The organism is Streptomyces rubrogriseus, assembly GCF_027947575.1.
GTDB classification, from domain to species: Bacteria; Actinomycetota; Actinomycetes; order Streptomycetales; family Streptomycetaceae; genus Streptomyces; species Streptomyces rubrogriseus.
Genome location: NZ_CP116256.1, coordinates 7,838,496 through 7,861,369, shown reverse-complemented (window position 1 = coordinate 7,861,369; position 22,874 = coordinate 7,838,496). Strand labels below are relative to the sequence as shown.

The window sequence follows — 22,874 nt, the reverse complement described above, 5'->3', positions numbered from 1 at the left end:
AGATCGTCACTCGTGCGCCTCGACGAACTCAACGCCCAAGAACGCCGGTTGTGGGACGCCTTCCCGCAGGGCCGCCCCGTCGACCTGCGGGACGACCCCTCACCCTCGGACCCGGTGGTCAGGTCCGAGGTCGTGGCGGCCCTGCTGCTGGGCGCCAACCCCGACCACGACCCCGGCGACCGCCCCGCCCTCCGGCTCACCGGCGCGCACCTCACGGGCCGCCTGGACATCGGCTTCACGGAGGTCGCCGTACCGGTTCGCCTCACCGACTGCCGTTTCGACGAAGCGCCGTTGCTCCAGGGAGCCCGGACCCGTGAGCTGGCCCTGACGGGGTGCGTCCTGCCCGGGCTGCTGGCGGACACGGCGCAGATCGACGGGAGGCTGGTCGTCTCCCACTGCACCCTGACGGGCCCCCTGGTCCTCACCCGCATCCAGGTCAACGGCGACCTGGACCTGCGCGACACGGTGGTCCGCCACCCCGCCGGGGAGGCCATACCGGCCGTCCACGCCCGGGTGGGCGGCGACGCGTTGTGCGCGAACCTGGCCGTCGAGGGGACGTTCCGGCTCTCCGGCGCCTCCGTAGAGGGCGAGTTCGACCTGGAGGGCGCCTCGCTCCGGGCCCCCGGCGGCCACGCCCTGGACGCCTACCACATCCGTGTCGCCGAGGACTTCACCTGCCACCCCGGCTTCAGCGCCGAGGGCCGGATCATCCTCTCCGGCGCCACCGTCGCGGCGGCCGTCGGATTCTGCGGGGCCCGGCTGAGCAACCCGGGCGACATCGCCCTGGAGGCGGTGGACGTCACGGTCGGCCGCAACTTCGACCTGGGCCTCGGGCTCACGGTCGACGGCGCGGTGAAGCTCGACGGCACCCACGTCGGCACGGAACTGAGCTTCCGTGACGCCGAACTGACCCACAAGGACGGCACCGCCCTGTCCCTCCGGGCGGCCCAGGCCCGGGAGACCGACCTGCGTACCCGCCGGCCGGTCGACGCGGTGGTGGACGCCCGCAACGCCCGGCTGGGCACGCTGTACGACGCCCAGGAGACCTGGCCCACCGACCTGCGCCTGGCCGACGCGACGTACGAGACCCTCGCGTTCCCGCTCCCCGCCGCGCAGCGGGTCCGCTGGATCCGTCGCACGACCGGCGACTACTTCCCCCAGCCGTACGAGCAACTGGCGGCGGCCTACCGGCGGCTGGGCCACGAGGACGAGGCCCGCACGGTACTGCTGGCCAAGCAGCGCCACCGCCGTGCCACCCTCCCCGCGCACACCCGCCTGTGGGGCCACGTCCAGGACGTCTCCGTCGGCTACGGCTACCGCCCCCTCCGCGCCGGCCTGTGGCTCCTGGCCCTTCTGGCCTGCGGAGCGCTCTACTTCGCCCAGCACACCCCGGCCCCCCTCGAAGCGGCCAAGGCCCCGCCCTTCAACGCCGTCTTCTACACCCTCGACCTCCTCGTCCCGATCATCACCTTCGGCCAGGAGCCCGCCTTCGCACCCCGGGGTCCCGGCCAGTGGCTGTCCTACGCCCTGATCACGGCGGGCTGGATCCTCGCCACGACGGTCACCGCGGGTCTGTCCCGCACCCTGAACCGGCAGTGACCGGGCGCCTGTTCGGCTACCTTCGGTCCATGGCGCTGAGCGAGATCACCCGAGCCGCGATCCTGCAGTCCGTAGCGGAGTACGACCGACTCGACCGGGACGCGTTCCTGCACCGGTACGGATTCGGGCCGTCGCGTACCTACCTGCTCAGGATCGGCGGCAGGGACTACGACTCGAAGGCCGTGGTCGGGGCGGCGCACGGCCACCTGCCCGGCCGCGACCCGCTGGGCAGCGACGAGTTCTCCGGCGGCAAGGACCACGCCGTCAAGCTGCTGCGGAACCTGGGCTTCGAGGTCGTGGTCCGCGCGGCGGACTGATCCCCGACGCCGTTCACGGGTCGCCGTTGCCGGTCCGGCAGGGCCACGGCGCGGAGTTGGCCGGGCCTGCCCCCGGCCGGCACGGCGGCGGGGTCATACCCGGGTCTGACCTCTCGGTTCAGCTCCTGGTCCGACGCCTGCCGGGGTGGATGGAGGCATCGTCCTCGGCATGAGGAATCCGACCGCGTCCACGACCGCCGTTCCGGACACGAGGACCGGCGTACGCCTGCGTGCCGCGCTCCCCGTGACGCCGTGGGGGGCCACCGGCTTCCCCGGACGTTGGGTGGGCGGCGCCGCCATGGTGCTCGGCCCCCCGTTGATGCTGACCGGCGCGCTGCTGCGGGCCCGCGTCCACTTCTTCTTCCCCGACCAGCTCGCCGCGTACGAGCGGCACCCCACCCTGATGGCCATCGCCTACGGTCTCTTCGCCGCGGGCAGCCTGCTGCTGTGGCCCGCCGTGGCGGTGCTGGCCGGACGGATCGGGGCGCGGAGCGCCGGCTGGGGCCTGTGGGGCGGGGTCCTGGCGATGTCCGGGCTGTTCGCCCGCGCCTTCCACGCCGGGGTCGACCACCTGGCCTTTCAGCTGGTGCGCTCCCAGGGCGCCGGGCCCGCCACCGAAGCCGTCTCGGCCGGATACGGCGCCTTCCACGTCTTCAGCGCGCTGAACCTCGCCGTCCTCGCCGGGTGGATCGTCCTCGCCCTGGGCGCCTGGCGCACCCGTGTTCTCGGTCCGGTCCGCGCCGCCGCACTCGCCCTCACCGCGGCACTGCCCCTCGGAGTCCTCAAGGGGACCACCCCGTTGTCGCTGGTGGCCCTGGCCGGACTGTGCGTCGCACTGGTGCCGTCGGGCCTGGCGCTGCTGTCCCAGGCGCCCCGCCCCGGTCGGGCGGCGGTGCTGCGCTGGGTACCGCTGGCCCTGGCGGTCCTCGGACTCATGACGCTGCTCGGACAGGCCGGTTGAATGCGCCCGCCGCCCCCGTACGGTCGGACCATGAGGCGAACGCGGCAGCACCATCTCCACGCCCTGGATCTCGGCGCGGCCCTGGCGCTGACCGCCGTGTACGTGGGCTTCGCCCGGCTGACCGCCGACGACGGCCAACCCGTCTACACGGGCCCGTTCTGGCTCGGCTGCCTCCTCGCCGCCGCGGTCGGGCTGCCGATCGCCGTACGCCGCCGCCGGCCGCTCGCGGTCCTGGGGACCGTGCTGGCCGCCCTGGCCACGGCGTCGCTCCTCGACATCCCGCGTGAGCCGTACACCGCCGCCGGGCTCGCGGCCTACCTGGTCGCACTCGCGGAGCCCGCCCGCCGGTCCGTGCCCGCCCTCGCGGTGACGCTGCCGGTGGCGTGCGGCGCGGTCTACCTCGGCGAGGCGGTGGTCACCCCCGCCGAGGACGCGCGGGGCGCCGTCGGGGTGGCCGGGCTCGTGCTGCTGGTGATCGCCGGCTCCTGGGGCGCGGGGTTCACCGTGCGCGGCCGCCGGTCCGCGGCCGCGGAGGAACAGCGGCGCCGGGCGGAGCGGGCACTGGACGAGGAACGCCTGCGGATCGCCCGTGAGCTGCACGACATCGTCTCGCACCACCTCGGCATGATCGCCGTCAAGGCGGGCGTCGCCGGGCACGTGGCACAGGACGACCCGGCACAGGCGCGGGCCGCCCTCAAGGTCATCGAGGAGACCAGCCGTTCGGCGTTGGCAGACATGCGGCGCACGCTCGGCGTACTGCGCAGCGACAGCGCGCCCCTGGGCCCCGCCCCGGGCCTGGACCGCCTCGACACGCTGGCGGCGGAGGCGCGCCGGGCGGGCGTGGACGTCGCCCTGACGGTCCGCGTCGGGGAGGAGCCGGCCGAGGGGACCCAGCTGACCGTCTACCGGATCGTCCAGGAGTCCCTCACCAACGCGATCCGGCACGCCGCCCCTACCCGCTGCCGGGTCACGGTGGAGGCGGACGCGGGGGAGATCCGCATCGACGTCGCGGACGAGGGACCCCCGCCCGGACCCGGACGGCAGACCCGCGAACCGACGGGCGGACACGGCCTCCTGGGCATCCGCGAACGGACGACGATGTACGGCGGCAGCTTCGAGGCCGGCCCCCGGCCGGAGGGCGGCTTCGCGGTGTCCGTCCGTCTGCCCATTGAAGGGAACCGATGACCATGACCGACGCGCCCCCGGTCCGGGTACTGATCGCCGACGACCAGGCGATGGTGCGCGGCAGCTTCCGGGTCCTCGTCGACCACACTCCGGGCATGACGGCCGTGGGCGAGGCCGCGAACGGCGCGGAGGCCGTCGAGCTGACCCGCAGCGAACGGCCGGACGTCGTGCTGATGGACGTACGCATGCCGGTCCTCGACGGCATCGGGGCGACCCGGCAGATCTGCTCGGACCCGGCCCTGTCCGCCGCCCGCGTCCTCATCCTCACCACCTTCGACCTGGACGAGTACGTCTACGCCGCCCTGCGCGCCGGCGCCGCGGGCTTCCTGCTCAAGGACACCCCGCCCGCCGACGTACTCACCGCCGTCGGCGTCGTCGCCGCGGGCGAGGCGCTGCTGGCCCCCTCGGTGACCCGCCGCCTGATCGCGGAGTTCGCCCGCCGCCCGGAGCCCGCCCGTCCGCCCCACCGCTCACTGGAGGGGGTCACCGACCGGGAGGTGGAGGTGCTCGGACTGATCGCACGGGGTCTGTCCAACACGGAGATCGCGGAGCACCTCCAGCTGAGCCTGGCCACGGTCAAGACCCACGTCGGCCGCCTCCTCGCCAAGCTGCACGCACGCGACCGCGCCCAGCTCGTGATCGTCGCCTACGAGACCGGGCTGGTGGGCGAGGGCCGGCGCGGAGCGTGAGCCGGATCCCGGGAGCCCGGGAGGCGGATGCCCCGGGCCCGGTGCGGGGCCGACGCCTTCGGCGCCCGCCCCGCACCGGCGTGGTGCGGTCAGCCCTTGCCGAGCAGTGCGTTCATCTGCTCGATCTCCGCGCTCTGCGAGTCGATGATCTCTCCGGCCATCTTCTTGGCCGGGCCGTGGGCGCCGTCGGCCTGCTCGGTCCTCGCCATCTCGACCGCGCCTTCGTGATGCTTGATCATCAGCTCCGTGAACGCGGTGTCGAAGGCCGTGCCCGAGGCGTTCTCGAGTCCGGTCATCTCCTCGGCCGTCATCATGCCGCCCATGCCGCCCATGCCGTGCGCGGAGTGGTCCATGGCACCCTCGGCGGGCACGTCCTCGCCCCACGAGGTCAGCCAGCCGGAGAGCGTCCTGATCTCCGGGTCCTGGGCCTTCTTGATGTCGGCGGCGAGCTTCTTCACCTCGGCCGACCGCGCACGGCCGGGCGCGAGGTCGGCCATCTCGACGGCCTGGCGGTGGTGGGGGATCATCCCCTTCGCGAAGGCGACGTCGGCCGCGTTGTGCTGCCCCTGTGCCGCCGATGCCGATGCCGACGGCGATGACGGGGCGGACGAGGATGCGGTGGCGGCGTGGCCGCCGTGTCCGGCCGAGCCGTCGTCGTCGCCGCTGCCGCCACAGGCGGCCAGGACCAGTGCCGTCGTGCCGGCGGCGGCCACGACGGCGGTGCGGTGCATGAGGGAACGCTTGCGGATCATGGTGGTGCGACTCCTTGACGCGCGCCGTCGCGCGGCACGCGGTGGGAACGGATGTGGAGCGTGCGGAAGCACGGCACCCGCCACCGGCAAGGGCCGGGCGCGCGGGAGCCGGGCGGGCCGCTCTATATCCGCAGGAGCTGCAACTCGGAGAGGTCGGGCGGAGCCCGGCCGTCGCGCGGCGCCCCGGGAACGCCCCGGCGGGCGCGGGGGCCGCGGGCGCGGCCGGCAGGGCGCCGGTCAGCGCGGGCGGCGTGTACGCCGAACCGGTGCCGGCCGCCGCACACGTCCCGTCGGCGTGATCGAGGTGGTGACTCGAACCGCCATCCGTGTGCGTACATCCCCCGTCCGCGTGCGGCACACCGTCCGCCGCGGTCATCACCATCCCGTGACCGGCACCCGCCTGACCCGGCGGCATCGCACCGGGGGCGAGGCCGTGCATGCCCAGCACACCGGCCAGCACCGCCAGCACCAGCAGCACGAACGGCCGCCCGGCCGGACGGCTGCTTGATCGGGTGCTCCTGGTCACGCGCTCATCGTACGGGCCTCCCGTGGCGCGCCCTCGTAGGAGACCATCGGGGCACGCGAACACCACCAGGAGGAACCGGTGTCACACCCGCGACCGCCCGCCCCCGAGGAGACGCTCGCCGACGCGAAGAAGCGGCTGAACCTCCCGCGCATCGTCGTGATCTGCGGCTCCACCCGTTTCATGGCCGAGATGACCGAGGCCGACGTGCGGGAGACCGCAGCCGGAAGGATCGTCGTCAAGCCGGGCTGTGACATGAAGTCGCCGCACGCACTCTGGTCCGATCCCGTCGAGGCCGGGGCACTGAAGGCACGCCTGGACGAGCTGCACCGGGCGAAGATCCGGCTCGCGGACGAGGTGCTCGTGGTCGGCGACTACGTCGGAGACAGCACCCGAGCCGAAATCGCCTACGCCCGGTCACTGGACAAGCCCGTGCGCTTCACCCGTCCCGAAGTCGACCCCGGCACCGCCGTGGAACGGTCCAGCCGTCCATGACGGGGCACCCCCTTGTTCACCGGTGCCGGTCGACGACGGCGCTGACGACGGCGGCGACGTCCTCGCGGGCGGTGGGGCTCAGGTCGACGGAGTTGTGGATGGAGAAGCCTTCGATCAGGGCGTCGAGGGCGCGTGCGGTGAGCGGGTCGAAGTGCCTGGCCAGGGAGTCCCGGCTGGCTCGCATCCAGGAGCGCATGACGGCGCGCACCTCGGGATGGCGGGTGGCGAAGGCGTAGAGCTCGTAGCTGAGCAGGAGGTTGCGGTCGGTTCCCCAGACCTTGCCGCAGATGATCTCGACGACCGCTTCCTCGGCCTCCTGGCGGGTCCGTGCGGCCTCCAGGAGGGCGCCGTAGCGCGTGGAGACGGTCTCGGCGAGCCGGGTGAAGGCGTCGGTCAGCAGGTGCTGCATGTCGTCGAAGTAGTAGGTCAGTGAGCCCAGCGGCACACCCGCCGCTTCGGCGATCCTGCGGAAGGTCACCTTGATGGCGCCGTGCTCGGCGACGACGTCGAGCGCGGCGTCGAGGATGCGTTCGCGGCGCAGGGGGTCGTTGGGGCCACGGGTGCTGCCGGTCATCTCCGTTGTCCGCCTTGTCTTTTCGGGCTCCCCCACCGCTGTGTACATTTGTGCATACTCGGTGGGTGACGCGGGATCGTCGCCTGCCTGTCCTCCATTGTGTCCAACCCCGGCGGAGCCCCTCCTTGACAGACCGCGCTGTTCAGCGACGCCGCCGGGCGCTGTACCTCTTCTTCTTCCTCAACGGCATCGCCATGTCCTCATGGGTCACGCGCACTCCGGACATCCGTGACCGGCTGGGGGTGTCCACGGCGCAGATGGGGCTGGTGCTGTTCGGCCTGTCCGTCGGCTCGATGACCGGCATCCTCTGCTCCGGCCGTCTGGTGTCGCGGTTCGGGACCAGGCCCGTGACGGCGGTCGGCACGCTGTTGATCGTCGCGAGCGTGGCCGTCGTCGGCGCGGGCAGCGCACTCGCCTCCGCGCCACTGGTCACCGCGGGACTGTGTCTGTTCGGCGTGGGGGCCGGGGCGGGCGAGGTGGCGATCAACGTGGACGGCGCCGACGTGGAACGGATCACCGGCAGGCCGGTTCTCCCCACCCTGCACGGGTGCTTCAGCCTGGGCACCGTCGTCGGGGCCCTGGCCGGCATGGCGGCCACCGCCGCGGCGTTCCCCGCCCACTGGCACCTGTCGGCCGTGGCCGTGGTGGCGGCCGGGATCTTCACGTACGCCATCGGCGCCGTACCCGCCGGGACCGGGATCCGTGCCGCGCTGCCCGCCTCGGAATCCGCGGGCCCCTCGAAGCCGCAGGTGTGGCGGGACCGGCGGCTCCTGTTGATCGGGGCCATCGTCCTCGCCATGGCTCTCGCCGAGGGCGCCGCCAACGACTGGCTGCCGCTGCTCATGGTCGACGGCCACGGGCTCGACGCCGCCGCCGGTTCGCTCGTCTACGTGGGGTTCGCCGCGGCGATGACCCTGGGACGCTTCGGCGGCACGTTCTTCCTCAGTCGTCACAGCCGGGCGACCGTCGTGCGGGCCAGCGCCGTCTCCGGGGCCCTCGGGCTGTGCCTGGTCATCTTCTCCGACAACACCGTCGTGGCCGCGGCCGCCGTCCTGTTCTGGGGACTGGGCGCGTCCCTGGGCTTTCCGGTGGCCCTGTCGGCGGCGGGCGACTCGGGGCCCGACGAGACCGCCCGGGTCGGTCTCGTGGCGACGATCGGCTACATCGCCTTCCTGGTGGGGCCGCCGACCCTCGGTTTCCTGGGCGATCACTACGGGCTGCGTCCGGCGATGGTCGTGGTGCTGGCCTTCGTCGCCGCGGCCGCCTTCGCCGCCCCGGCCGCCGGAACCCGCGGTTCCCGCCACCACGGGGCCGACACCCGCGCCCCCGCCGAACCTGCGGCGGAACGGCCGGCCCAGCGCACCGAGGGGTGACCACGGGATTCGCGCATGGCGGCCATGGCCGCCACCACGGCCGACGCACCGGTGGGTGCGACCGTCACCGGTGAGGCGGGTCAGGAGTAGAGGAAGGTCTGGCCGCTGCCGAGTCGTCTCAGGCCCATGGACTCCAGCGATTTGTCCTGTTCCTGCCGCTGGTCGAAGGCGCGCAGCTCGTCGGTCGCCGAGGGCGGCAGCGAGTCCGACACCTCGGTGATCAGGCTCAGGAGCGAGGTGCCGAGCAGGGACGCGGCGTCGTTGAGGGCCACGAGCGGATACAGGTTCTCGCGGGCGTCGCCGAGGCGCGCCTGCGCCATGCCGACGGCGACGAGGCCGCGGCGCAGGGTGTCCACGGACCCGGTACGGACCGCGGCCGAGGCCATGCGCTGTCCGTACACGCTGAGCACGGACGCGCTGCGGGTGTTCAGGTCGTCGATCGCCCGTTGCCCGGCCGGTCCGGCGGCCTCGAGGTACGAGGTGATCACCGCATCGACGACGGCGTCCCGTTTATGGGGAAGGGCATGGCCCAGATAGCCGTCGAAGCGGCTGTCCTTGAGGCGGGACACGGGTATGGGCGGGGCCCCGGGGCCCCGCCCTCTGTCGGAACGGCGTCGGCTCAGGGCCACACCAGGCAGTACGGCTGGTGCCCCGCCTCGTGCAACCGGTGCGAGAAGTCCTGCCACTCGTGCAGCAGCTGGTACACGTTGAACGCGTCCCGCGGGCCGCCGCGGTCCGGGACCGTGGACCATATGAAGGCCGCCGCGCCGACCGCCTCCTCGCCGATGCCGCGCAGGGGGTCGACCACGGTCATCGGAAGTTTGACGACCGCGTAGTCGGGGTGCAGGACGACCAGTTCCAGCGGGGGCACCTTGTGCAGGGGAACGCCCTCGATGCCGGTGAGGACCATGGCGGCCATGGTCTCCGGCTTGATCTTGGTGAACATGCCGTTCATCCCGAGCTCGTCGCCGCCCAGTTCCTCGGGGCGCATCGAGATCGGGACGCGGGCCGCGGTCGCGCCGTCGGGCGCGCCGAAGTACTTGTAGGTCACCCCCACCCGACCACCATTCCCGCTCCCCGCCCCCAGCCGGTCGGCCCGCCGGTCGAGCCGGTCGGGTTCGCCGGGGGTGCCGTGTGTCTGACGTGCTTCGGACGCTTCCTCCGCCTCGCGTCGGTGCCTTCCCCGCCGGGCACGTCGAGGACCCAGGTCATCGGTCCCCTCGCCCAGTCCGCCACCGCGATGCATATCTCCACCCGACTGCTTTTCTAGGACGCGTGGCCCCCGCCGCGCAACCCGATCATCGTGTCAGTGACCTCCCCCACGGCCGCTCGCCGAAACGTGCGGTGGGACATATGCCCGCCGGACGGTCGGCAGCCCCGTCCGCGTCGCCCCGGTGAGCTGCGTGGATGAGTTCCAGTCTGGCAGACGGCACGGCGTTGGGGGCGGTTGTCTACCCTTGACGAAGTCACCCTGGGCAACCAGAGGCCGCGCAGGGTCCGATACGTCGGAGAAGGTCGAGAAGGTCGGAGAAGTCGCAGGTCATGAGCGAACTGGCATATCCATACGAAGCACCGGCCTCGCAGGCTCTGTTCGACCGCGCCGCGGCCGTCACGCCCGGCGGTGTGAACTCCCCGGTGCGCGCCTTCCGCGCCGTCGGCGGCACGCCCCGGTTCATGGTGTCCGGCACCGGGCCGTACCTGACCGACGCCGACGGGCGTGAGTACGTCGACCTCGTCTGCTCCTGGGGGCCGATGATCCTCGGGCACGCGCACCCCGAGGTGATCGCCGCCGTGCAGGAGGCGGTCGCGCGCGGCACGTCGTTCGGCACGCCCGCCGAGGGCGAGGTCGCGCTGGCCGAGGCGATGGTCGAGCGCGTCGCGCCGCTGGAGGAGGTGCGGCTCGTGTCCAGCGGGACCGAGGCCACCATGTCCGCCATCCGGCTCGCCCGCGGGTTCACGCGGCGCACCAAGGTGATCAAGTTCGCCGGGTGCTACCACGGCCACGTCGACTCGCTGCTCGCCGCCGCGGGCTCCGGCGTCGCCACCTTCGCGCTGCCCGACACCCCCGGCGTCACCGGCGCCCAGGCGAGCGACACGATCGTGCTGCCGTACAACGACCTCGACGCCGTGCACGCCGCCTTCGCCGCCCACCCCGGCGAGATCGCCTGCGTGATCACGGAGGCGTCGCCCGGCAACATGGGCGTCGTGCCGCCGCTGCCCGGGTTCAACCAGGGACTCAAGGACGCCTGCGCGGCCAACGGCGCGCTGTTCGTGTCCGACGAGGTCATGACCGGGTTCCGGACCAGCCGCGCCGGGTGGTTCGGCGTGGAGGGGGTCGTGCCCGACCTGATGACCTTCGGGAAGGTGATGGGGGGCGGGTTCCCCGCCGCCGCCTTCGGGGGGCGGGCGGACGTCATGGCGCACCTCGCCCCGGCCGGGCCCGTCTACCAGGCCGGCACCCTCTCCGGGAACCCGGTCGCCACCGCCGCCGGGCTCGCCCAGCTGCGGCTCCTCGACGACGCGGCGTACGCCACCGTCGACGCCGTGTCCGCGCAGATCCAGTCACTCGTGACCGAGGCGCTCACCAAGGAGGGCGTCGCGCACACGCTCCAGAACGCCTCCAACATGTTCTCCGTGTTCTTCACCGACCGGCCGGTCGTCGACTACGAGGACGCGAAGGCGCAGGAGTCCTTCCGGTTCACCGCCTTCTTCCACTCCCTCCTCGCGAACGGCGTCTACCTGCCGCCGTCCTCCTTCGAGTCCTGGTTCGTGTCCACCGCCCACGACGAGCGGGCCGTCCAGCGCATCGCCGACGCCCTCCCGGCGGCGGCCCGAGCCGCCGCGGAGGCCACGGCATGAGCAACGAGAACCACGAGAACGACGAAGAGCTGACCGTCGTCCACGTCATGCGGCACGGCGAGGTCGAGAACCCCACCGGTGTCCTGTACGGGCGGCTGCCCGGCTACCACCTCTCCGAGCTGGGCCGGCGGATGGCCGAGCGGGTCGCCGAGCACCTCGCGCCCCGCGACGTGACGTACGTCGTGGCCTCCCCGCTGGAGCGGGCGCAGGAGACGGCGACCCCGATCGCCAAGACGCACGGGCTCGACCTCGACACCGACGCCCGCCTCATCGAGGCGGAGAACGTCTTCCAGGGCAAGACCTTCGGCATCGGTGACGGCGCGCTGCGCCGGCCCGCCAACTGGAAGCACGTGGTCAACCCGTTCAAGCCGTCCTGGGGCGAGCCGTACGTCGACCAGGTCGTGCGGATGAAGGGCGCGATCGACGCCGCGCGGGACCGGGCGCGCGGCCACGAGGCCGTGGTCGTCAGCCACCAGCTGCCGATCTGGATCCTGCGGTCGTACGTCGAGCGGCGGCGGCTGTGGCACGACCCGCGCAAGCGGCAGTGCACGCTGGCGTCCCTGACCACGTTCACCTACCGGGGCGACCGGATCGTCTCCGTCGGCTACACCGAGCCCGCCCGCGACCTCGTCCCGGCCCACCTCCTCGCCGGGGCCAAGCCGGTGAAGGGGCAGGGCAAGGCGTACGGGGCCTGACGCTCGCTCCGGGGCTCCGGGGCTCCGGGCCTCCGGGCCTCCGGGCCTCCGGGCCCAGGCCCCTTCCTGTGTGGCCCCTGTCCACTGTTACCCAACCCGCACAAATTTCCGGAACCCGCTCGTTCGTCGCGTCCTCTCACCCAGTGACCACCAAGGACGCGACGAACGAGGTTGCGATGCGCACTTCCAACCGCACTCTCACCCGCAGGGGAATGCTCGGACTCGGCGCGGGAGCCGCGGCGGCGGTCGGGCTCGCGGGCTGCGGCACCGGTTCCCACCCCTCGTCGGACGGCTCGCACCAGGCCCCGGGCGCCGGCAAACCGTCGCCCTCCGGCAGCAGCAAGGCCCCGGCGAAGCCCATCGGCGACGGCTCCACGTCGTACACCGGCAAGCAGCCGCACCAGCCGGACGCCCCCGTGCCGCTGGAACCGGGCCAGACGCCGCCGCAGTTCGTCGTCTTCTCCTGGGACGGCGCGGGCGAGGTCGGCAACGGGCTCTTCCCGCGCTTCCTGGACCTGGCCCAGGAGCACGGCGCGCACATGACGTTCTTCCTCTCGGGCCTGTACCTGCTGCCCGAGTCGAAGAAGCGCCTCTACGACCCGCCGAACAACCCGCGCGGCGCCTCCGACATCGGCTACCTCACCGACGAGCACATCAAGGCGACGCTCACCAACGTCCGCCGGGCCTGGCTCGACGGGCACGAGATCGGCACCCACTTCAACGGCCACTTCTGCGGGGGCGGCGGCAGCGTCGGCAACTGGACGTCCGCGCAGTGGCGCAGCGAGATCGACCAGGCGAAGTCCTTCGTCAAGGAGTGGAAGACCAACAGCGGCTGGACCGACCTGCCGTCCCTGCCCTTCGACTACGACAAGGAACTCGTCGGCGGCCGTACGCCCTGTCTGCTCGGCCAGGACAAGCTGCTGCCCACCGCCCGCGAGCTGGGCTGGCGCTACGACGCCTCCTCGCCCGGCGGCCGCCAGGTGTGGCCGGTGAAGAAGGACGGGATCTGGGACCTGCCGCTCCAGCAGATACCGTTCCCCGGCCACTCCTTCGAGGTCCTCTCGATGGACTACAACATCCTCGCCAACCAGTCGGTCAACTCGACCAAGGCCCCCGCGCACAACTACCCGGGCTGGCGCGAGCAGGCCACGAAGGCGTACATATCCGGCTTCAAGCGGGCGTACGAGACGAACCGGGCACCCTTCTTCGTCGGCAACCACTTCGAGGAGTGGAACGGCGGCATCTACATGGACGCCGTGGAGAACGCCCTCAAGCACATCGCGCGGGAGAAGGAGAAGGGCGAGGACATCCGGCTGGTCTCCTTCCGCCAGTTCACCGACTGGCTGGACGTGCAGAAGCCCGAGGTGCTCGCCAGGCTGCGGACCGTCGAGGTGGGGCAGCAGCCGGCGGGGGGCTGGAACGCCTTCCTCAAGGACACCTCCTCCCCGGGCTCGACACCCAGCGGGAACGCCGCCTGAAATGCGGGTTTCCGGCCGTGAGGGGGGTGCGCAAGATCCTCGGAACGGACATGCGAAACTTTTCACATGAGTGCCGCCAGCCGCGCCCCCCTGCGCTCGAACCGCTCGAACCGCACCGCCGAGCGCACCGTCGAGCGCTCCACCGAGCGCACCGCCGACGCCCGCGCCCGTGTCCGTAGCCGGGCCGCCCGGGCCGCCGTCGGCGCGGCCGCCGCGGCGCTCCTCGTGTCCGCGTGCAGCTCCGGCGGCACCTCGGGCGGCGGCGGCCAGACCGGCTTCATCACCGGCTCCGACGGCATCGCCACCGCGAAGAAGGGCGAGCGCGCCGACGCCCCCGAGCTGTCCGGCGAGACCGTCGACGGGGGACAGGTCGACGTCGCCGACTACAAGGGCAAGGTCGTCGTCCTCAACGTCTGGGGCTCGTGGTGCCCGCCCTGCCGCGCCGAGGCCAAGAACTTCGAGAAGGTCTACCAGGACGTCAAGGACCAGGGCGTCCAGTTCGTCGGCATCAACACCCGCGACACCTCCACCGGACCGGCCCGCGCCTTCGAGAAGGACTACGGGGTCACCTACCCGAGCCTGTACGACCCGGCGGGCAGACTGATGCTCCGCTTCGAGAAGGGCACCCTCAACCCGCAGGCCGTCCCCTCCACGCTCGTCATCGACCGGGAGGGCAAGGTCGCCGCGCGCACCCTCCAGGCGCTCAGCGAGGAGAAGCTGCGCAAGATGCTCGCCCCGTACCTCGCCGACGACGGCAAGCCGGAGAAGTGACGTGTCCGCAGCGATCACCCTCGCGGCCGAGGGCTACAACGGCACGGTGCTAAACGGCGCCCTGCTCGTGGCCCTCCCCATCGCGCTGCTCGGCGGCCTGGTCTCCTTCTTCTCGCCCTGCGTCCTGCCGCTCGTCCCCGGCTACCTCTCCTACGTGACCGGCGTCACCGGCACGGACCTCGGCGAGGCCCGGCGCGGCCGGATGGTCGCCGGAGCCTCCCTCTTCGTCCTCGGCTTCACCGCCGTCTTCGTCTCCAGCGGGGCGCTCTTCGGCTACTTCGGCTCCACGCTCCAGGAGGAGCGCGGCACGCTGACCAAGGTGCTCGGCGTGCTCATGATCCTCATGGGCGTCTTCTTCGTCGGCCTCATGCCCTGGTTCACCCAGCGCGAGTTCCGCTTCCACAAGCGCCCCGTGACCGGCCTGGTCGGCGCGCCGCTGCTGGGCGCGCTGTTCGGCATCGGCTGGACGCCCTGCATCGGTCCGACCCTCGCGTCCGTCCTCGCGCTCTCCGCCGACCAGGGCACCGCCGGGCGCGGCGCCATACTGACCGTCGCCTACTGCGTCGGCCTCGGCGTGCCCTTCGTGCTCGCCGCGGTCGCCTTCCGCAAGGCGCTCGGCGCCTTCGGCTGGATCAAGCGCCACTATGTCTGGGTGATGCGGATCGGCGGCGCCATGATGATCGTGACCGGCGTGCTGCTGCTGACCGGCGCGTGGGACAGCATCGTCCAGGACATGCAGACCTGGTCCAACGGCTTCACTGTAGGGATCTGACCGATGAGCAACACCACCACGGGCAAGACCCCGACGACCGACGAGGAGCAGGACCTCGGCGCCGCCGGCTCCCAGCTGTCCACCGCACCCAAGGAGGAGGCCCCGAACCTCCCCTCCCTCGGCGTGATCGGCTGGGCCCGCTGGTTCTGGCGCCAGCTCACCTCCATGCGCGTCGCGCTGCTCCTGCTCCTGCTGCTGTCCCTGGGCGCGATCCCCGGATCGCTGATCCCGCAGGACGGCGTCGACGCCATGAAGGTCCAGGAGTTCCGCGACAACCACGACCTCCTGGCGCCGGTCTACGACAAGCTCGGCCTCTTCCACGTCTACAGCTCGGTGTGGTTCTCCGCGATCTACATCCTGCTGTTCGTCTCCCTCATCGGCTGCATCGTCCCGCGCACCTGGCAGTTCGTCGGCCAGCTCCGCGGGCGTCCGCCCCGCGCGCCCCGGCGCCTGGACCGGCTGCCCGCCTACACCACCTGGCGCACCGGGGCCGAGCCCGAGGAGGTCCGCGAGGCCGCCCTGAAGCTGCTGCGCAAGCGCCGCTTCCGCGCCGACGCGGACGCCGCCGGTGACGCCGTCACGGCCGAGAAGGGCTACCTGCGGGAGGTCGGCAACCTCGCCTTCCACATCGCGCTGATCGTGATGCTGATCGCCTTCGCCTGGGGCCAGCTGTTCAAGTACGAGGGCAACAAGCTGGTCCTGGAGGGCGACGGCTTCTCCAACACCCTCACCCAGTACGACGACTTCAAGTCCGGGAACCTCTTCGACGCGGCCCACGACCTGGCCCCCTTCGGCTTCACCCTGAAGGACTTCCACGGCACCTACGAGGCGACCGGCCCCAACCGCGGCACCCCGCGCGTCTACGAGGCCAAGGTCACCTACAGCGAGGGTGCCCACGGCGCCGAGAAGACGAAGACCATCGAGGTCAACAAGCCGCTGGAGATCGACGGCTCCAAGGTCTACCTGGTCAGCCACGGCTACGCCCCCATCCTCACCGTCAAGGACGCCAAGGGCGACGTCGTGATGGACAAGCAGGCGGTGGCCCTGCTGCCGCTGGACGCCAACGTCACCTCCTCCGGCGCCGTCAAGGTCATGGACGGCTACCGCAACGCCAAGGGCGAGAAGGAGCAGCTCGGCTTCAACGCGTTCTTCCTGCCGACGTACGGCGGCAAGGGCAGCACGATGCTCTCCAGCTTCCCGGCGCTGATCAACCCGATGCTCGCGCTCTCCGCCTACCACGGCGACCTCGGCGTCGACGCGGGCATCCCGCAGAGCATCTACCAGCTCGACAAGACCAACCTGGAGGAGTTCAAGGGCTCCGACGGCAAGCTGTTCAAGCAGCAGCTCAAGGTCGGCGACACCATGACCCTCCCGAACGGCGCCGGCTCGGTCACCTTTAACGGCGTCCAGGAGTGGGCCGGCTTCCAGGTCACGCAGCAGCCCGGCAGCGGCTGGGCCCTCGGCGGTGCCGTCGTCGCCATCCTCGGCCTGGCCGGCTCGCTGTTCATCCAGCGCCGCCGGGTCTGGGTGCGGGCCGTCCGCGGCGCCGACGGCGTCACGGTCGTGGAGATGGCCGGCCTCGGCCGCAGCGAGTCCGCGAAGGTCCCGGAGGAACTGGGCGACCTCGCCGGCGCCCTGTACGACCGGGCAGCACCCGAAGCGTCCGACGCCCCCGAAGCGCCCGACGGACCCGAGAACGACGACACCCCCGATTCCCCCGACACCCACGTCGTACCTGCCGAAGGGGCTGAGAAGTGACTCTCGCCGCCGCAACCGAGTTGGCCGCCGCGACCAACGAGAATCTCGCGAACGTCAGCAACACGCTGATCTACTCCTCGATGGCCGTCTACACGCTGGCCTTCTTCGCGTACATCGCCGAGTGGCTCTTCGGCAGCCGCAGCAAGGTCGGCCGCACCGCCGCCGCGCTCACCACCGACACGGCCGGGTCCAGGGCCGGCGCGAGGTCCGGTCCGGCCGTCACCGTGAAGAAGGCCGGCGGCACCGCGGTACTGGAGCGCCCCGAGGTCGTCGTACGGACCGCGTCCGGCACCCGTGACGTGCCCGACGGCCCCGGCGCGCACGGCGGCACCGAGAAGGGCGACCTGTACGGGCGGGTCGCCATCTCGCTCACGGTCCTCGCCTTCGCCGTCGAGGCGGGCGGCGTCCTCACCCGCGCCCTGTCGGTGGAGCGGGCGCCGTGGGGCAACATGTACGAGTTCAACATCACGTTCACCACGGTCGCCGTCGGCGTGTACCTCGCGCTGCTCGCCCTGAAGAAGAACGTCCGCTGGCTCGGCCTGCCGCTGACCACCACGGTCCTGCTCGACCTCGGACTCGCCGTCACGGTCCTCTACACCGCCAGCGACCAGCTCGTCCCGGCCCTGCACTCGTACTGGCTGTACATCCACGTCTCCACGGCGATCTTCTGCGGCGCGGTCTTCTACGTCGGCGCGGTCTCCACGATCCTGTACCTCTTCAAGGACAGCTTCGAGAACAAGCTCGCCTCCGGCGGCACGCCCGGCCGCTTCGCCAGCTCCGTCCTGGACCGGCTGCCCGCCGCGGCCTCCCTCGACAAGTTCGCCTACCGCGTCAACGCCGCCGTCTTCCCGCTGTGGACCTTCACGATCATCGCGGGCGCGATCTGGGCGGGCGACGCCTGGGGCCGCTACTGGGGCTGGGACCCCAAGGAGACCTGGTCCTTCATCACCTGGGTCGCCTACGCCGGCTACCTGCACGCCCGTGCCACGGCCGGCTGGAAGGGCCGCAAGGCCGCCTACCTGGCCCTGATCGCCTTCGGCTGCTGGCTGTTCAACTACTACGGCGTCAACATCTTCGTCTCCGGCAAGCACTCCTACGCCGACGTGGGCCTGGGCGCCCTCCAGTCCGTCGGCTTCTGATCAAGGCACGGCCAAAGGCCGGTTCCCGTGACCCAGGTCACCGGGACCGGCCTTTCGCGTGCCGTCCGCCCCGACGCGGCTCGCGGCGGCTCCCTCACCGGGCGGTGGGCGGCGGGCCGGAGTCCCCGCGGGCGACGCCGGTGACGACGTCCCGCAGCCGCTCCACGTACAGCCGCAGGTTCTTGTGGGCGACGTCCGTGTCCGGGTAGCGGCTCGCGAACCACAGGCCCTCGGGGAGCCGGGTGACCCAGGCGCACACCTGGTCGCCGTAGGAGACCCGCAGCAGCGCGTACGCCGTCCGGTCCGGCCAGCTGTCGGCGCCGGGGACGCCGCGGGCGTCGACGTACGACACGATCGAGTACAGGTCGGGCGAGGTCGGCCGGAAGTCCGTGCCGAGCAGGCGCAGCACGCGGTCGATCGGCATGCGGGACAGCCGCCGGTTGGCCTGGAGTTCGGCGCGGACGGTGCTCAGGGCGCTGGGGAAGTTGTGGGCCCGGTCCACCGGCACCTCGATCGGCGCGCCGCCGACGTACCAGCCGACGGACTCCGTCCACTGCGACCGCGACCGGGTGTGGAAGGGCACGACCGTGCGGTAGACGGGCTCGCCGCCGATCTCGTGGACGATCAGCGCGGTCGCGGCCAGCACACCGACCAGGCTGCCGCCGTAGGGGCGGCAGTACGCCTCGAACGCGGCGGCGTCGGCCGCGTCCACCAACGGCTCGCGCAGCAGCCGCTGTTCGGGCAGCGGATCGCCGGGCCTGACGCCGAGGTCGACGGGGAAGGACGGCAGCCGCCCGTCGCAGCGGCGGATGAACTCCCGCCAGCGGGCGACGATGTCGTGGCCGCCGTCGATCCGGTCCGCGTCCGCCCGCTCCGCCTCGCAGAAGTCGACGTAGGAGCCGACCCGGGGCTGCGGCACGGTCCGCCCCGCGACCCCCGCCGCGTACAACTCACCGACCTCGGCGGGGATGCGGTAGATGGAGTAGGCGTCGACGTTGCTGTGGTCGAAGGCCATGTAGACGCTGACGCCGTCGTCGCGGACGACCGCCGTGTAGATGAGGTTGGGCCAGCGCAGCGCGTCCGCGACCCGGTCGAAGCGGTCCTGGAGGTGCCGGGCCAGTCCGGCCGCGTCCGGGAAGTCGCCGACGTCCTCGCGGTGCAGGGCCACGGCGTCCGCGTCGAGCGTGAACCGCCGCATCGTGTCGCCGCTCTCGCCGCTCCACCGGAAACCGCTGCGCAGCGTCTCGTGCCGCAGCGTCCAGGCCCGCAACGCCTCCTGGAGCACGTCGAGATCGACCGGCCCCGGGATGTCGAAGGCGGCACCGAGCCAGGTCGGCACGAACAGGCCGTCCTCGCGCACCGACCGTGCCGTCCGGATGTGCGACTCCTGGATGTACGCGGGCGGGCGCGCGTCCTCGGGCAGCGCCGCCGCGATGTCGAGCGTCTGGGGACTGAGCGTCCACTCGACGAGGCGCCCGGGACGGATCTCGCAGCGCTGGATGTCGGTCATTCGCACGAGGAGGTCTCCGTTCGCAGATGTACAGACCCGACCAAGGGAATGCCGTCCGTGCGGCCGCGCACCTGCCGTGTCGGCACTGTTCAACGGAACGGATGGCCTCTCGAACGCCGATACGCTCCACCGCCCGGCTGCCCTTCACCCTTCCCCCGTGCACCCTTCACGCCTCGCCCGTCACTCCAGATACGCGTGCAGGGCGCCCGCCCCCGCCAGCATCGACCGGGCCCGCACGGTGAGGGCCCGCCCGCGCGCCTCGACCGCCGTCCGCAGCGCCGCGCTGCTCCCCGCGCGCCGCAGGTCCTCCAGCACGGGCCGGATCTGCTCGAAGAGGTGGTGGCTGCGGCGCAGGGTGCGCACCACCCGCGCGTCCCGCACGTCGGCGGGCCCGTACACCCGGTACCCGGTGCCGTGTTCCCGGCCGGGCACGAGCAGTCCCGCCGCCTCCCACACCCGCAGCGCGGAGGTCCGTACGCCGACCAGCGCGGCCACCTCGCCGATGCGCAGCCCGTGCGGTCCGTCGCCGGGACGGGGTGGTGGCGCGGCGTCCCGACCGGCCAGCGCGTCCAGCGCCTCACCGGCGGCCCGCAGGGCGACCCGCTCCTCGTGCAGCGCGGCGTGCGCGGCGTCCACCAGCGCGAGGGCACCGGCCACGTCCCCGGTGTGCACCGCCCGCATGACCCGCGTCGCGGTCACCGCCCCGTACCCCGGCCGCAACGCCCGGTACGTCAGCAGCGCGTCCCGGTGCCGCTCGTCGAACACCCGGTACCCGGCGTCGGTGCGTCCGGCCGGGGGCAGGACACCGGCGTCCTCGTAGTTGCGGACCTGCTGCGTCGACAGCCCGACGGCGCGGGCCAGATCGACGGTACGCAGACGACGCTCGCGGTTGCTCACCGGGCGCAGCCTATGCGGGGCCGGGCGGCCATAATGCCGGGCATGTCGCTGCACGGGACGGACGCCCACCGGAACGCCGACGGCACACTCCCGGCGCTGGTCGCCCGGGCCGTGGCGGCGGCACGTGCGCACGGCTTCCGCTACTCGTGCCGCCCCGAACAGGGCCGCCTGCTCCGCCTGCTGGCCGGGGGAGCACCGCGGGGCATCGCCGAGACGGGCACGGGCTGCGGCGTGGGGCTGGCCTGGCTGGCGTCCGGTGCTCCGCCGGGGACCCGGCTGGTCAGCGTCGAACGCGACGCGGAGCGGGCCCGGGTGGCCAGGCAGGTCTTCCACGACCACCCGGGGGTCGAGATCCTCCACGGAGACTGGCGGCGCGTCGGCGAGCACGGCCCGTACGACCTGCTGGTGCTGGACGGCGGCGGCCAGGCGAAGGGCGACGGCGTCGCCGACCCGGCCCGCCTCCTGACCCCCGGCGGCACGCTGGTGGTCGACGACTTCACCCCGGCCGCCACCTGGCCGCCCCGCTTCGACGGCGCCCCCGACCACCCCCGGCTCCACTGGCTGGAGCACCCGGCGCTGCACGCGACCGAACTCCGCCTGGCGCCGGACCTCGGCGTGATCGTCGGGACCCACTGGCCGCGGCGCCCGTGACCGCGGTCGGCGCGGCGCCGTACTCGCCGTGGCGCGTGGTGCGGAACGCGTCGAGACCCTGGGCCGTGGCGGGGGAAGCCACGGCCCAGGGCCGTCTGTGGGGGCAGCGGCTGCTACCGGGCGTCGGCGACGCGGGAGGTGACGCTCTGGACCGCCTCGAGGGCGAGGTCCGGGCGGTCGGTGTGGATGTAGTGGCCGCTGCCCTTCGCGGTGGTCAGCTCGGCGCCGGTGGAGAGCTGCTGCCACTCCTGCTGGCCCTTGGCCCACATCTTCTCCAGGGCGGGGCCGTACTGCGGGACCTTGGCGTACTCGGACTCGTGCCTGAGGATCTCGACGGGAATGTCCCCGGCGGAGTGGACCGGACCGTCGGCGATGACGAACTGCTCCGGGTTCTGGCCCTCGTTGGCCGCGATCGCGCCGTCCCGGACCTGGGTCGCACCGCCGGTGGCGTCGGCGGGGATGGTGCGCTTCATGTCGCGGGTGAGGTGGGGGACGGTGGCGTCCAGGAGGACCAGGCCCTTGACGCGGTCGGGGTGGTCGGGGGTGTAGCGGGCGGCGATGTAGCCGCCCAGGGAGTGGCCGGCCAGGACGACGGGGCGGTCGCCCGCGAGGTGGTCGAGGAGCTTGGTGAGCAGGACGCTGGTGTCGTTGACGGTCTGGAGGGTGCCGGGAGCGGGCTTGTCGCTCTTGCCCTCGCCGAGGCGGTCGTAGGAGCAGACCCGGTCCGTCCTGCCCAGGGACTTCTGCAGGGCGGCCATGTTGTCCAGGCCCTCCCCGCCGCCCGCCATCAGCATCACCAGCGGGCGGTCCGCGTCCGAGTGGCCGGAGCAGGAGACGTTGACCGTGTGGCCGTCGACGTCGATCTTCTTCGTGCCGGTGAAGGAGGCTCCCGCCGAAGCGCTGGTGTCCTTCGCGTCGGAGTCGTCCTTGCCGTACTCCTCGTTCAGGACGAGTCCCGCGCCGGCCACGGCGCAGACGACGGCGATCGCGGCAATCGCCTTGGCGAAGGTGCGGAACATGGGGGGCCTCCAGCGGGCAAGGGTGGGGTAGGGACGCGGTGTTGGGGGGAGTCTCCTCAGTCGGCCCGTGGTGCTCGGCGACTGAGGAAGACTCTATGGATCCACCGGCCCCGGATCGTCACCCCGCGGTGGACACCTGCCCGTAGCTCCCTCGGGGGACAGCCCTCACGGCCCCGGGCACCGCCCCGCGCGACCCCTACGCCCCGTCCGCGCCGATGGACCGCCAGATCCGCTCCGGCAGGATGCGCGCGGCCTCGTCCAGGTCGACGTCCCCGACGGTCAGCCAGCGGCGGCTGACGCCGACGACGGGGCCCAGCAGGAGGGACTCCAGCAGGGCGGGGGAGAGCGGGGCGATCTCGCCGCGCTCGACGTGCCGCAGCACCCAGGAGGTGAGCGGAGGCATCCGGGCCTCCTGGACGTCGCGGAGTTCCCTGGCCTGCTCCATGCCCACCTGGTCGGCTCGCGAGGAGTGCAGGAGTCGGCTCACGTCTGGATGCTTCTGAACGAAGCCGAGGTAGGTGCACACCAGTGCCCGGACGCCGGTGCGCGCGTCGTGGGAGTTCCCCACCGCGTCGGCCAGTTCGCCCAGCAGCCGGCCGAGCCAGCGCGTCAGCAACGCGTTGACGAGCCCGTCGATGCTGCCGAAGTGGTGGTAGAGGCTGCCCAGGCTGACGCCGCTCGCCCTGGTCACGGCACTGACCGTCAGCCCCTGTTCCCCCGCTTCCGCGTACACACGCAGGGCAGCGTCCAGGAGGAGGTCGGAGGTGACCTCACCGCGGTGTTGTTTGGGGCTCATGGGCAGGCACGCTCTCATTCCCTTTTCTAGAATTATTTTCTAGAAGCTTCTTCCAATCCTA

The 22,874-nt window shown here is 72.4% G+C and carries 23 protein-coding genes and 1 pseudogene; 15 read left to right on the top strand and 9 right to left on the bottom strand.

The window, feature by feature from the left end; translation table 11 throughout:
- Positions 1 to 12: 12 nt before the first annotated feature.
- The 5 genes from Sru02f_RS35405 (at position 13) to Sru02f_RS35385 (ending at position 4,751) form a co-directional block, all read left to right on the top strand.
- Positions 13 to 1,599: an oxidoreductase gene (locus tag Sru02f_RS35405; protein ID WP_109035553.1), complete on the top strand. Its 1,587-nt coding sequence runs from the start codon at positions 13 to 15 to the stop codon at positions 1,597 to 1,599.
- Positions 1,600 to 1,628: 29 nt separating this feature from the next.
- Entirely contained in the window at positions 1,629 to 1,916 is a 288-nt protein-coding gene (locus tag Sru02f_RS35400; protein WP_244941935.1) for a hypothetical protein, read from the top strand.
- A 169-nt stretch (positions 1,917 to 2,085) separates the two neighbouring features.
- Positions 2,086 to 2,877: a hypothetical protein gene (locus Sru02f_RS35395; RefSeq protein WP_109035555.1), complete on the top strand. Its 792-nt coding sequence runs from the start codon at positions 2,086 to 2,088 to the stop codon at positions 2,875 to 2,877.
- Positions 2,878 to 2,907: 30 nt separating this feature from the next.
- The gene (locus tag Sru02f_RS35390; RefSeq protein ID WP_109035832.1) at positions 2,908 to 4,062 is read left to right on the top strand and encodes a sensor histidine kinase; all 1,155 of its coding nucleotides are present in this window, start codon (positions 2,908 to 2,910) and stop codon (positions 4,060 to 4,062) included.
- A 2-nt stretch (positions 4,063 to 4,064) separates the two neighbouring features.
- Positions 4,065 to 4,751 carry a response regulator gene (locus Sru02f_RS35385; protein WP_373103675.1) on the top strand — a complete coding sequence of 229 codons (687 nt, stop codon included), beginning with the start codon at positions 4,065 to 4,067 and terminating at the stop codon, positions 4,749 to 4,751.
- 89 nt (positions 4,752 to 4,840) lie between these two features.
- Here the strand turns inward: Sru02f_RS35385 and Sru02f_RS35380 are convergent, their stop codons facing one another.
- Positions 4,841 to 5,503 carry a DUF305 domain-containing protein gene (locus Sru02f_RS35380; protein WP_167469796.1) on the bottom strand — a complete coding sequence of 221 codons (663 nt, stop codon included), beginning with the start codon at positions 5,501 to 5,503 and terminating at the stop codon, positions 4,841 to 4,843.
- A 122-nt stretch (positions 5,504 to 5,625) separates the two neighbouring features.
- Positions 5,626 to 6,029: pseudogene (locus Sru02f_RS35375) on the bottom strand (DUF6153 family protein).
- 78 nt (positions 6,030 to 6,107) lie between these two features.
- Between Sru02f_RS35375 and Sru02f_RS35370 the strand changes: the two are divergent.
- Positions 6,108 to 6,521, top strand: coding sequence for a hypothetical protein (locus Sru02f_RS35370; RefSeq protein WP_109035561.1), 414 nt, complete (start codon positions 6,108 to 6,110; stop codon positions 6,519 to 6,521).
- 16 nt (positions 6,522 to 6,537) lie between these two features.
- On the opposite strand, the gene Sru02f_RS35365 is transcribed toward Sru02f_RS35370, so the two are convergent.
- Entirely contained in the window at positions 6,538 to 7,095 is a 558-nt protein-coding gene (locus tag Sru02f_RS35365) for a TetR/AcrR family transcriptional regulator (protein ID WP_109035563.1), read from the bottom strand.
- Between the two features lie 125 nt (positions 7,096 to 7,220).
- Between Sru02f_RS35365 and Sru02f_RS35360 the strand changes: the two genes are divergently transcribed.
- Positions 7,221 to 8,468 carry an MFS transporter gene (locus Sru02f_RS35360; protein WP_109035565.1) on the top strand — a complete coding sequence of 416 codons (1,248 nt, stop codon included), beginning with the start codon at positions 7,221 to 7,223 and terminating at the stop codon, positions 8,466 to 8,468.
- A gap of 80 nt (positions 8,469 to 8,548) precedes the next feature.
- On the opposite strand, the gene Sru02f_RS35355 is transcribed toward Sru02f_RS35360, so the two are convergent.
- Together Sru02f_RS35355 and Sru02f_RS35350 are read right to left on the bottom strand one after the other, a co-directional pair.
- On the bottom strand, positions 8,549 to 9,037 hold the full coding sequence (locus Sru02f_RS35355) for a hypothetical protein (protein ID WP_109035567.1): 489 nt from the start codon (positions 9,035 to 9,037) through the stop codon (positions 8,549 to 8,551).
- 50 nt (positions 9,038 to 9,087) lie between these two features.
- On the bottom strand, positions 9,088 to 9,525 hold the full coding sequence (locus Sru02f_RS35350) for a hypothetical protein (protein ID WP_003974483.1): 438 nt from the start codon (positions 9,523 to 9,525) through the stop codon (positions 9,088 to 9,090).
- A 485-nt stretch (positions 9,526 to 10,010) separates the two neighbouring features.
- Here Sru02f_RS35350 and hemL point away from each other — a divergent pair, with 485 nt between their 5' ends.
- The 7 genes from hemL to ccsB all read left to right on the top strand — a co-directional run bounded on the left by hemL (position 10,011) and on the right by ccsB (position 17,940).
- Entirely contained in the window at positions 10,011 to 11,327 is a 1,317-nt protein-coding gene (gene hemL / locus Sru02f_RS35345) for a glutamate-1-semialdehyde 2,1-aminomutase (protein WP_109035571.1), read from the top strand.
- Positions 11,324 to 12,022, top strand: coding sequence for a histidine phosphatase family protein (locus tag Sru02f_RS35340; protein ID WP_109035573.1), 699 nt, complete (start codon positions 11,324 to 11,326; stop codon positions 12,020 to 12,022). Before hemL ends, Sru02f_RS35340 begins: the two co-directional genes overlap by 4 nt.
- 176 nt (positions 12,023 to 12,198) lie before the next feature.
- Entirely contained in the window at positions 12,199 to 13,500 is a 1,302-nt protein-coding gene (locus Sru02f_RS35335) for a polysaccharide deacetylase family protein (RefSeq protein WP_109035836.1), read from the top strand.
- A gap of 66 nt (positions 13,501 to 13,566) precedes the next feature.
- On the top strand, positions 13,567 to 14,271 hold the full coding sequence (locus Sru02f_RS35330; RefSeq protein WP_109035575.1) for a TlpA family protein disulfide reductase: 705 nt from the start codon (positions 13,567 to 13,569) through the stop codon (positions 14,269 to 14,271).
- Position 14,272: 1 nt separating this feature from the next.
- On the top strand, positions 14,273 to 15,043 hold the full coding sequence (locus Sru02f_RS35325) for a cytochrome c biogenesis CcdA family protein (protein WP_109035577.1): 771 nt from the start codon (positions 14,273 to 14,275) through the stop codon (positions 15,041 to 15,043).
- A gap of 3 nt (positions 15,044 to 15,046) precedes the next feature.
- Complete coding sequence (gene resB / locus Sru02f_RS35320) at positions 15,047 to 16,801, top strand: cytochrome c biogenesis protein ResB (RefSeq protein WP_109035579.1); 1,755 nt, start codon at positions 15,047 to 15,049, stop codon at positions 16,799 to 16,801.
- Entirely contained in the window at positions 16,798 to 17,940 is a 1,143-nt protein-coding gene (gene ccsB, locus Sru02f_RS35315; RefSeq protein WP_109035581.1) for a c-type cytochrome biogenesis protein CcsB, read from the top strand. The genes resB and ccsB overlap by 4 nt, the downstream gene beginning before the upstream one ends.
- 94 nt (positions 17,941 to 18,034) lie before the next feature.
- Here the strand turns inward: ccsB and Sru02f_RS35310 are convergent, their stop codons facing one another.
- Entirely contained in the window at positions 18,035 to 19,456 is a 1,422-nt protein-coding gene (locus Sru02f_RS35310; protein ID WP_109035583.1) for a condensation domain-containing protein, read from the bottom strand.
- Between the two features lie 174 nt (positions 19,457 to 19,630).
- Positions 19,631 to 20,347 carry a MerR family transcriptional regulator gene (locus Sru02f_RS35305; RefSeq protein ID WP_109035585.1) on the bottom strand — a complete coding sequence of 239 codons (717 nt, stop codon included), beginning with the start codon at positions 20,345 to 20,347 and terminating at the stop codon, positions 19,631 to 19,633.
- Between the two features lie 42 nt (positions 20,348 to 20,389).
- Here Sru02f_RS35305 and Sru02f_RS35300 point away from each other — a divergent pair, with 42 nt between their 5' ends.
- On the top strand, positions 20,390 to 20,998 hold the full coding sequence (locus Sru02f_RS35300) for an O-methyltransferase (RefSeq protein ID WP_167469797.1): 609 nt from the start codon (positions 20,390 to 20,392) through the stop codon (positions 20,996 to 20,998).
- Positions 20,999 to 21,111: 113 nt separating this feature from the next.
- On the opposite strand, the gene Sru02f_RS35295 is transcribed toward Sru02f_RS35300, so the two are convergent.
- The gene (locus tag Sru02f_RS35295) at positions 21,112 to 22,017 is read right to left on the bottom strand and encodes an alpha/beta fold hydrolase (RefSeq protein ID WP_109035587.1); all 906 of its coding nucleotides are present in this window, start codon (positions 22,015 to 22,017) and stop codon (positions 21,112 to 21,114) included.
- Between the two features lie 196 nt (positions 22,018 to 22,213).
- On the bottom strand, positions 22,214 to 22,813 hold the full coding sequence (locus Sru02f_RS35290; protein ID WP_164279497.1) for a TetR/AcrR family transcriptional regulator: 600 nt from the start codon (positions 22,811 to 22,813) through the stop codon (positions 22,214 to 22,216).
- Between the last annotated feature and the right edge of the window lie 61 nt (positions 22,814 to 22,874).

Bases quoted from the DNA above. Each gene is read 5' to 3' on its own strand.
- Sru02f_RS35380 (WP_167469796.1), bottom strand. From the start codon at position 5,503: ATGATCCGCAAGCGTTCCCTCATGCACCGCACCGCCGTCGTGGCCGCC.
- Sru02f_RS35290 (WP_164279497.1), bottom strand. From the start codon at position 22,813: ATGAGCCCCAAACAACACCGCGGTGAGGTCACCTCCGACCTCCTCCTG.
- Sru02f_RS35340 (WP_109035573.1), top strand. From the start codon at position 11,324: ATGAGCAACGAGAACCACGAGAACGACGAAGAGCTGACCGTCGTCCAC.
- Sru02f_RS35330 (WP_109035575.1), top strand. From the start codon at position 13,567: ATGAGTGCCGCCAGCCGCGCCCCCCTGCGCTCGAACCGCTCGAACCGC.
- Sru02f_RS35295 (WP_109035587.1), bottom strand. From the start codon at position 22,017: ATGTTCCGCACCTTCGCCAAGGCGATTGCCGCGATCGCCGTCGTCTGC.
- resB (WP_109035579.1), top strand. From the start codon at position 15,047: ATGAGCAACACCACCACGGGCAAGACCCCGACGACCGACGAGGAGCAG.
- Sru02f_RS35400 (WP_244941935.1), top strand. From the start codon at position 1,629: ATGGCGCTGAGCGAGATCACCCGAGCCGCGATCCTGCAGTCCGTAGCG.
- Sru02f_RS35385 (WP_373103675.1), top strand. From the start codon at position 4,065: ATGACCGACGCGCCCCCGGTCCGGGTACTGATCGCCGACGACCAGGCG.
- Sru02f_RS35365 (WP_109035563.1), bottom strand. From the start codon at position 7,095: ATGACCGGCAGCACCCGTGGCCCCAACGACCCCCTGCGCCGCGAACGC.
- Sru02f_RS35335 (WP_109035836.1), top strand. From the start codon at position 12,199: ATGCGCACTTCCAACCGCACTCTCACCCGCAGGGGAATGCTCGGACTC.
- Sru02f_RS35395 (WP_109035555.1), top strand. From the start codon at position 2,086: ATGAGGAATCCGACCGCGTCCACGACCGCCGTTCCGGACACGAGGACC.
- Sru02f_RS35390 (WP_109035832.1), top strand. From the start codon at position 2,908: ATGAGGCGAACGCGGCAGCACCATCTCCACGCCCTGGATCTCGGCGCG.
- hemL (WP_109035571.1), top strand. From the start codon at position 10,011: ATGAGCGAACTGGCATATCCATACGAAGCACCGGCCTCGCAGGCTCTG.
- Sru02f_RS35300 (WP_167469797.1), top strand. From the start codon at position 20,390: ATGTCGCTGCACGGGACGGACGCCCACCGGAACGCCGACGGCACACTC.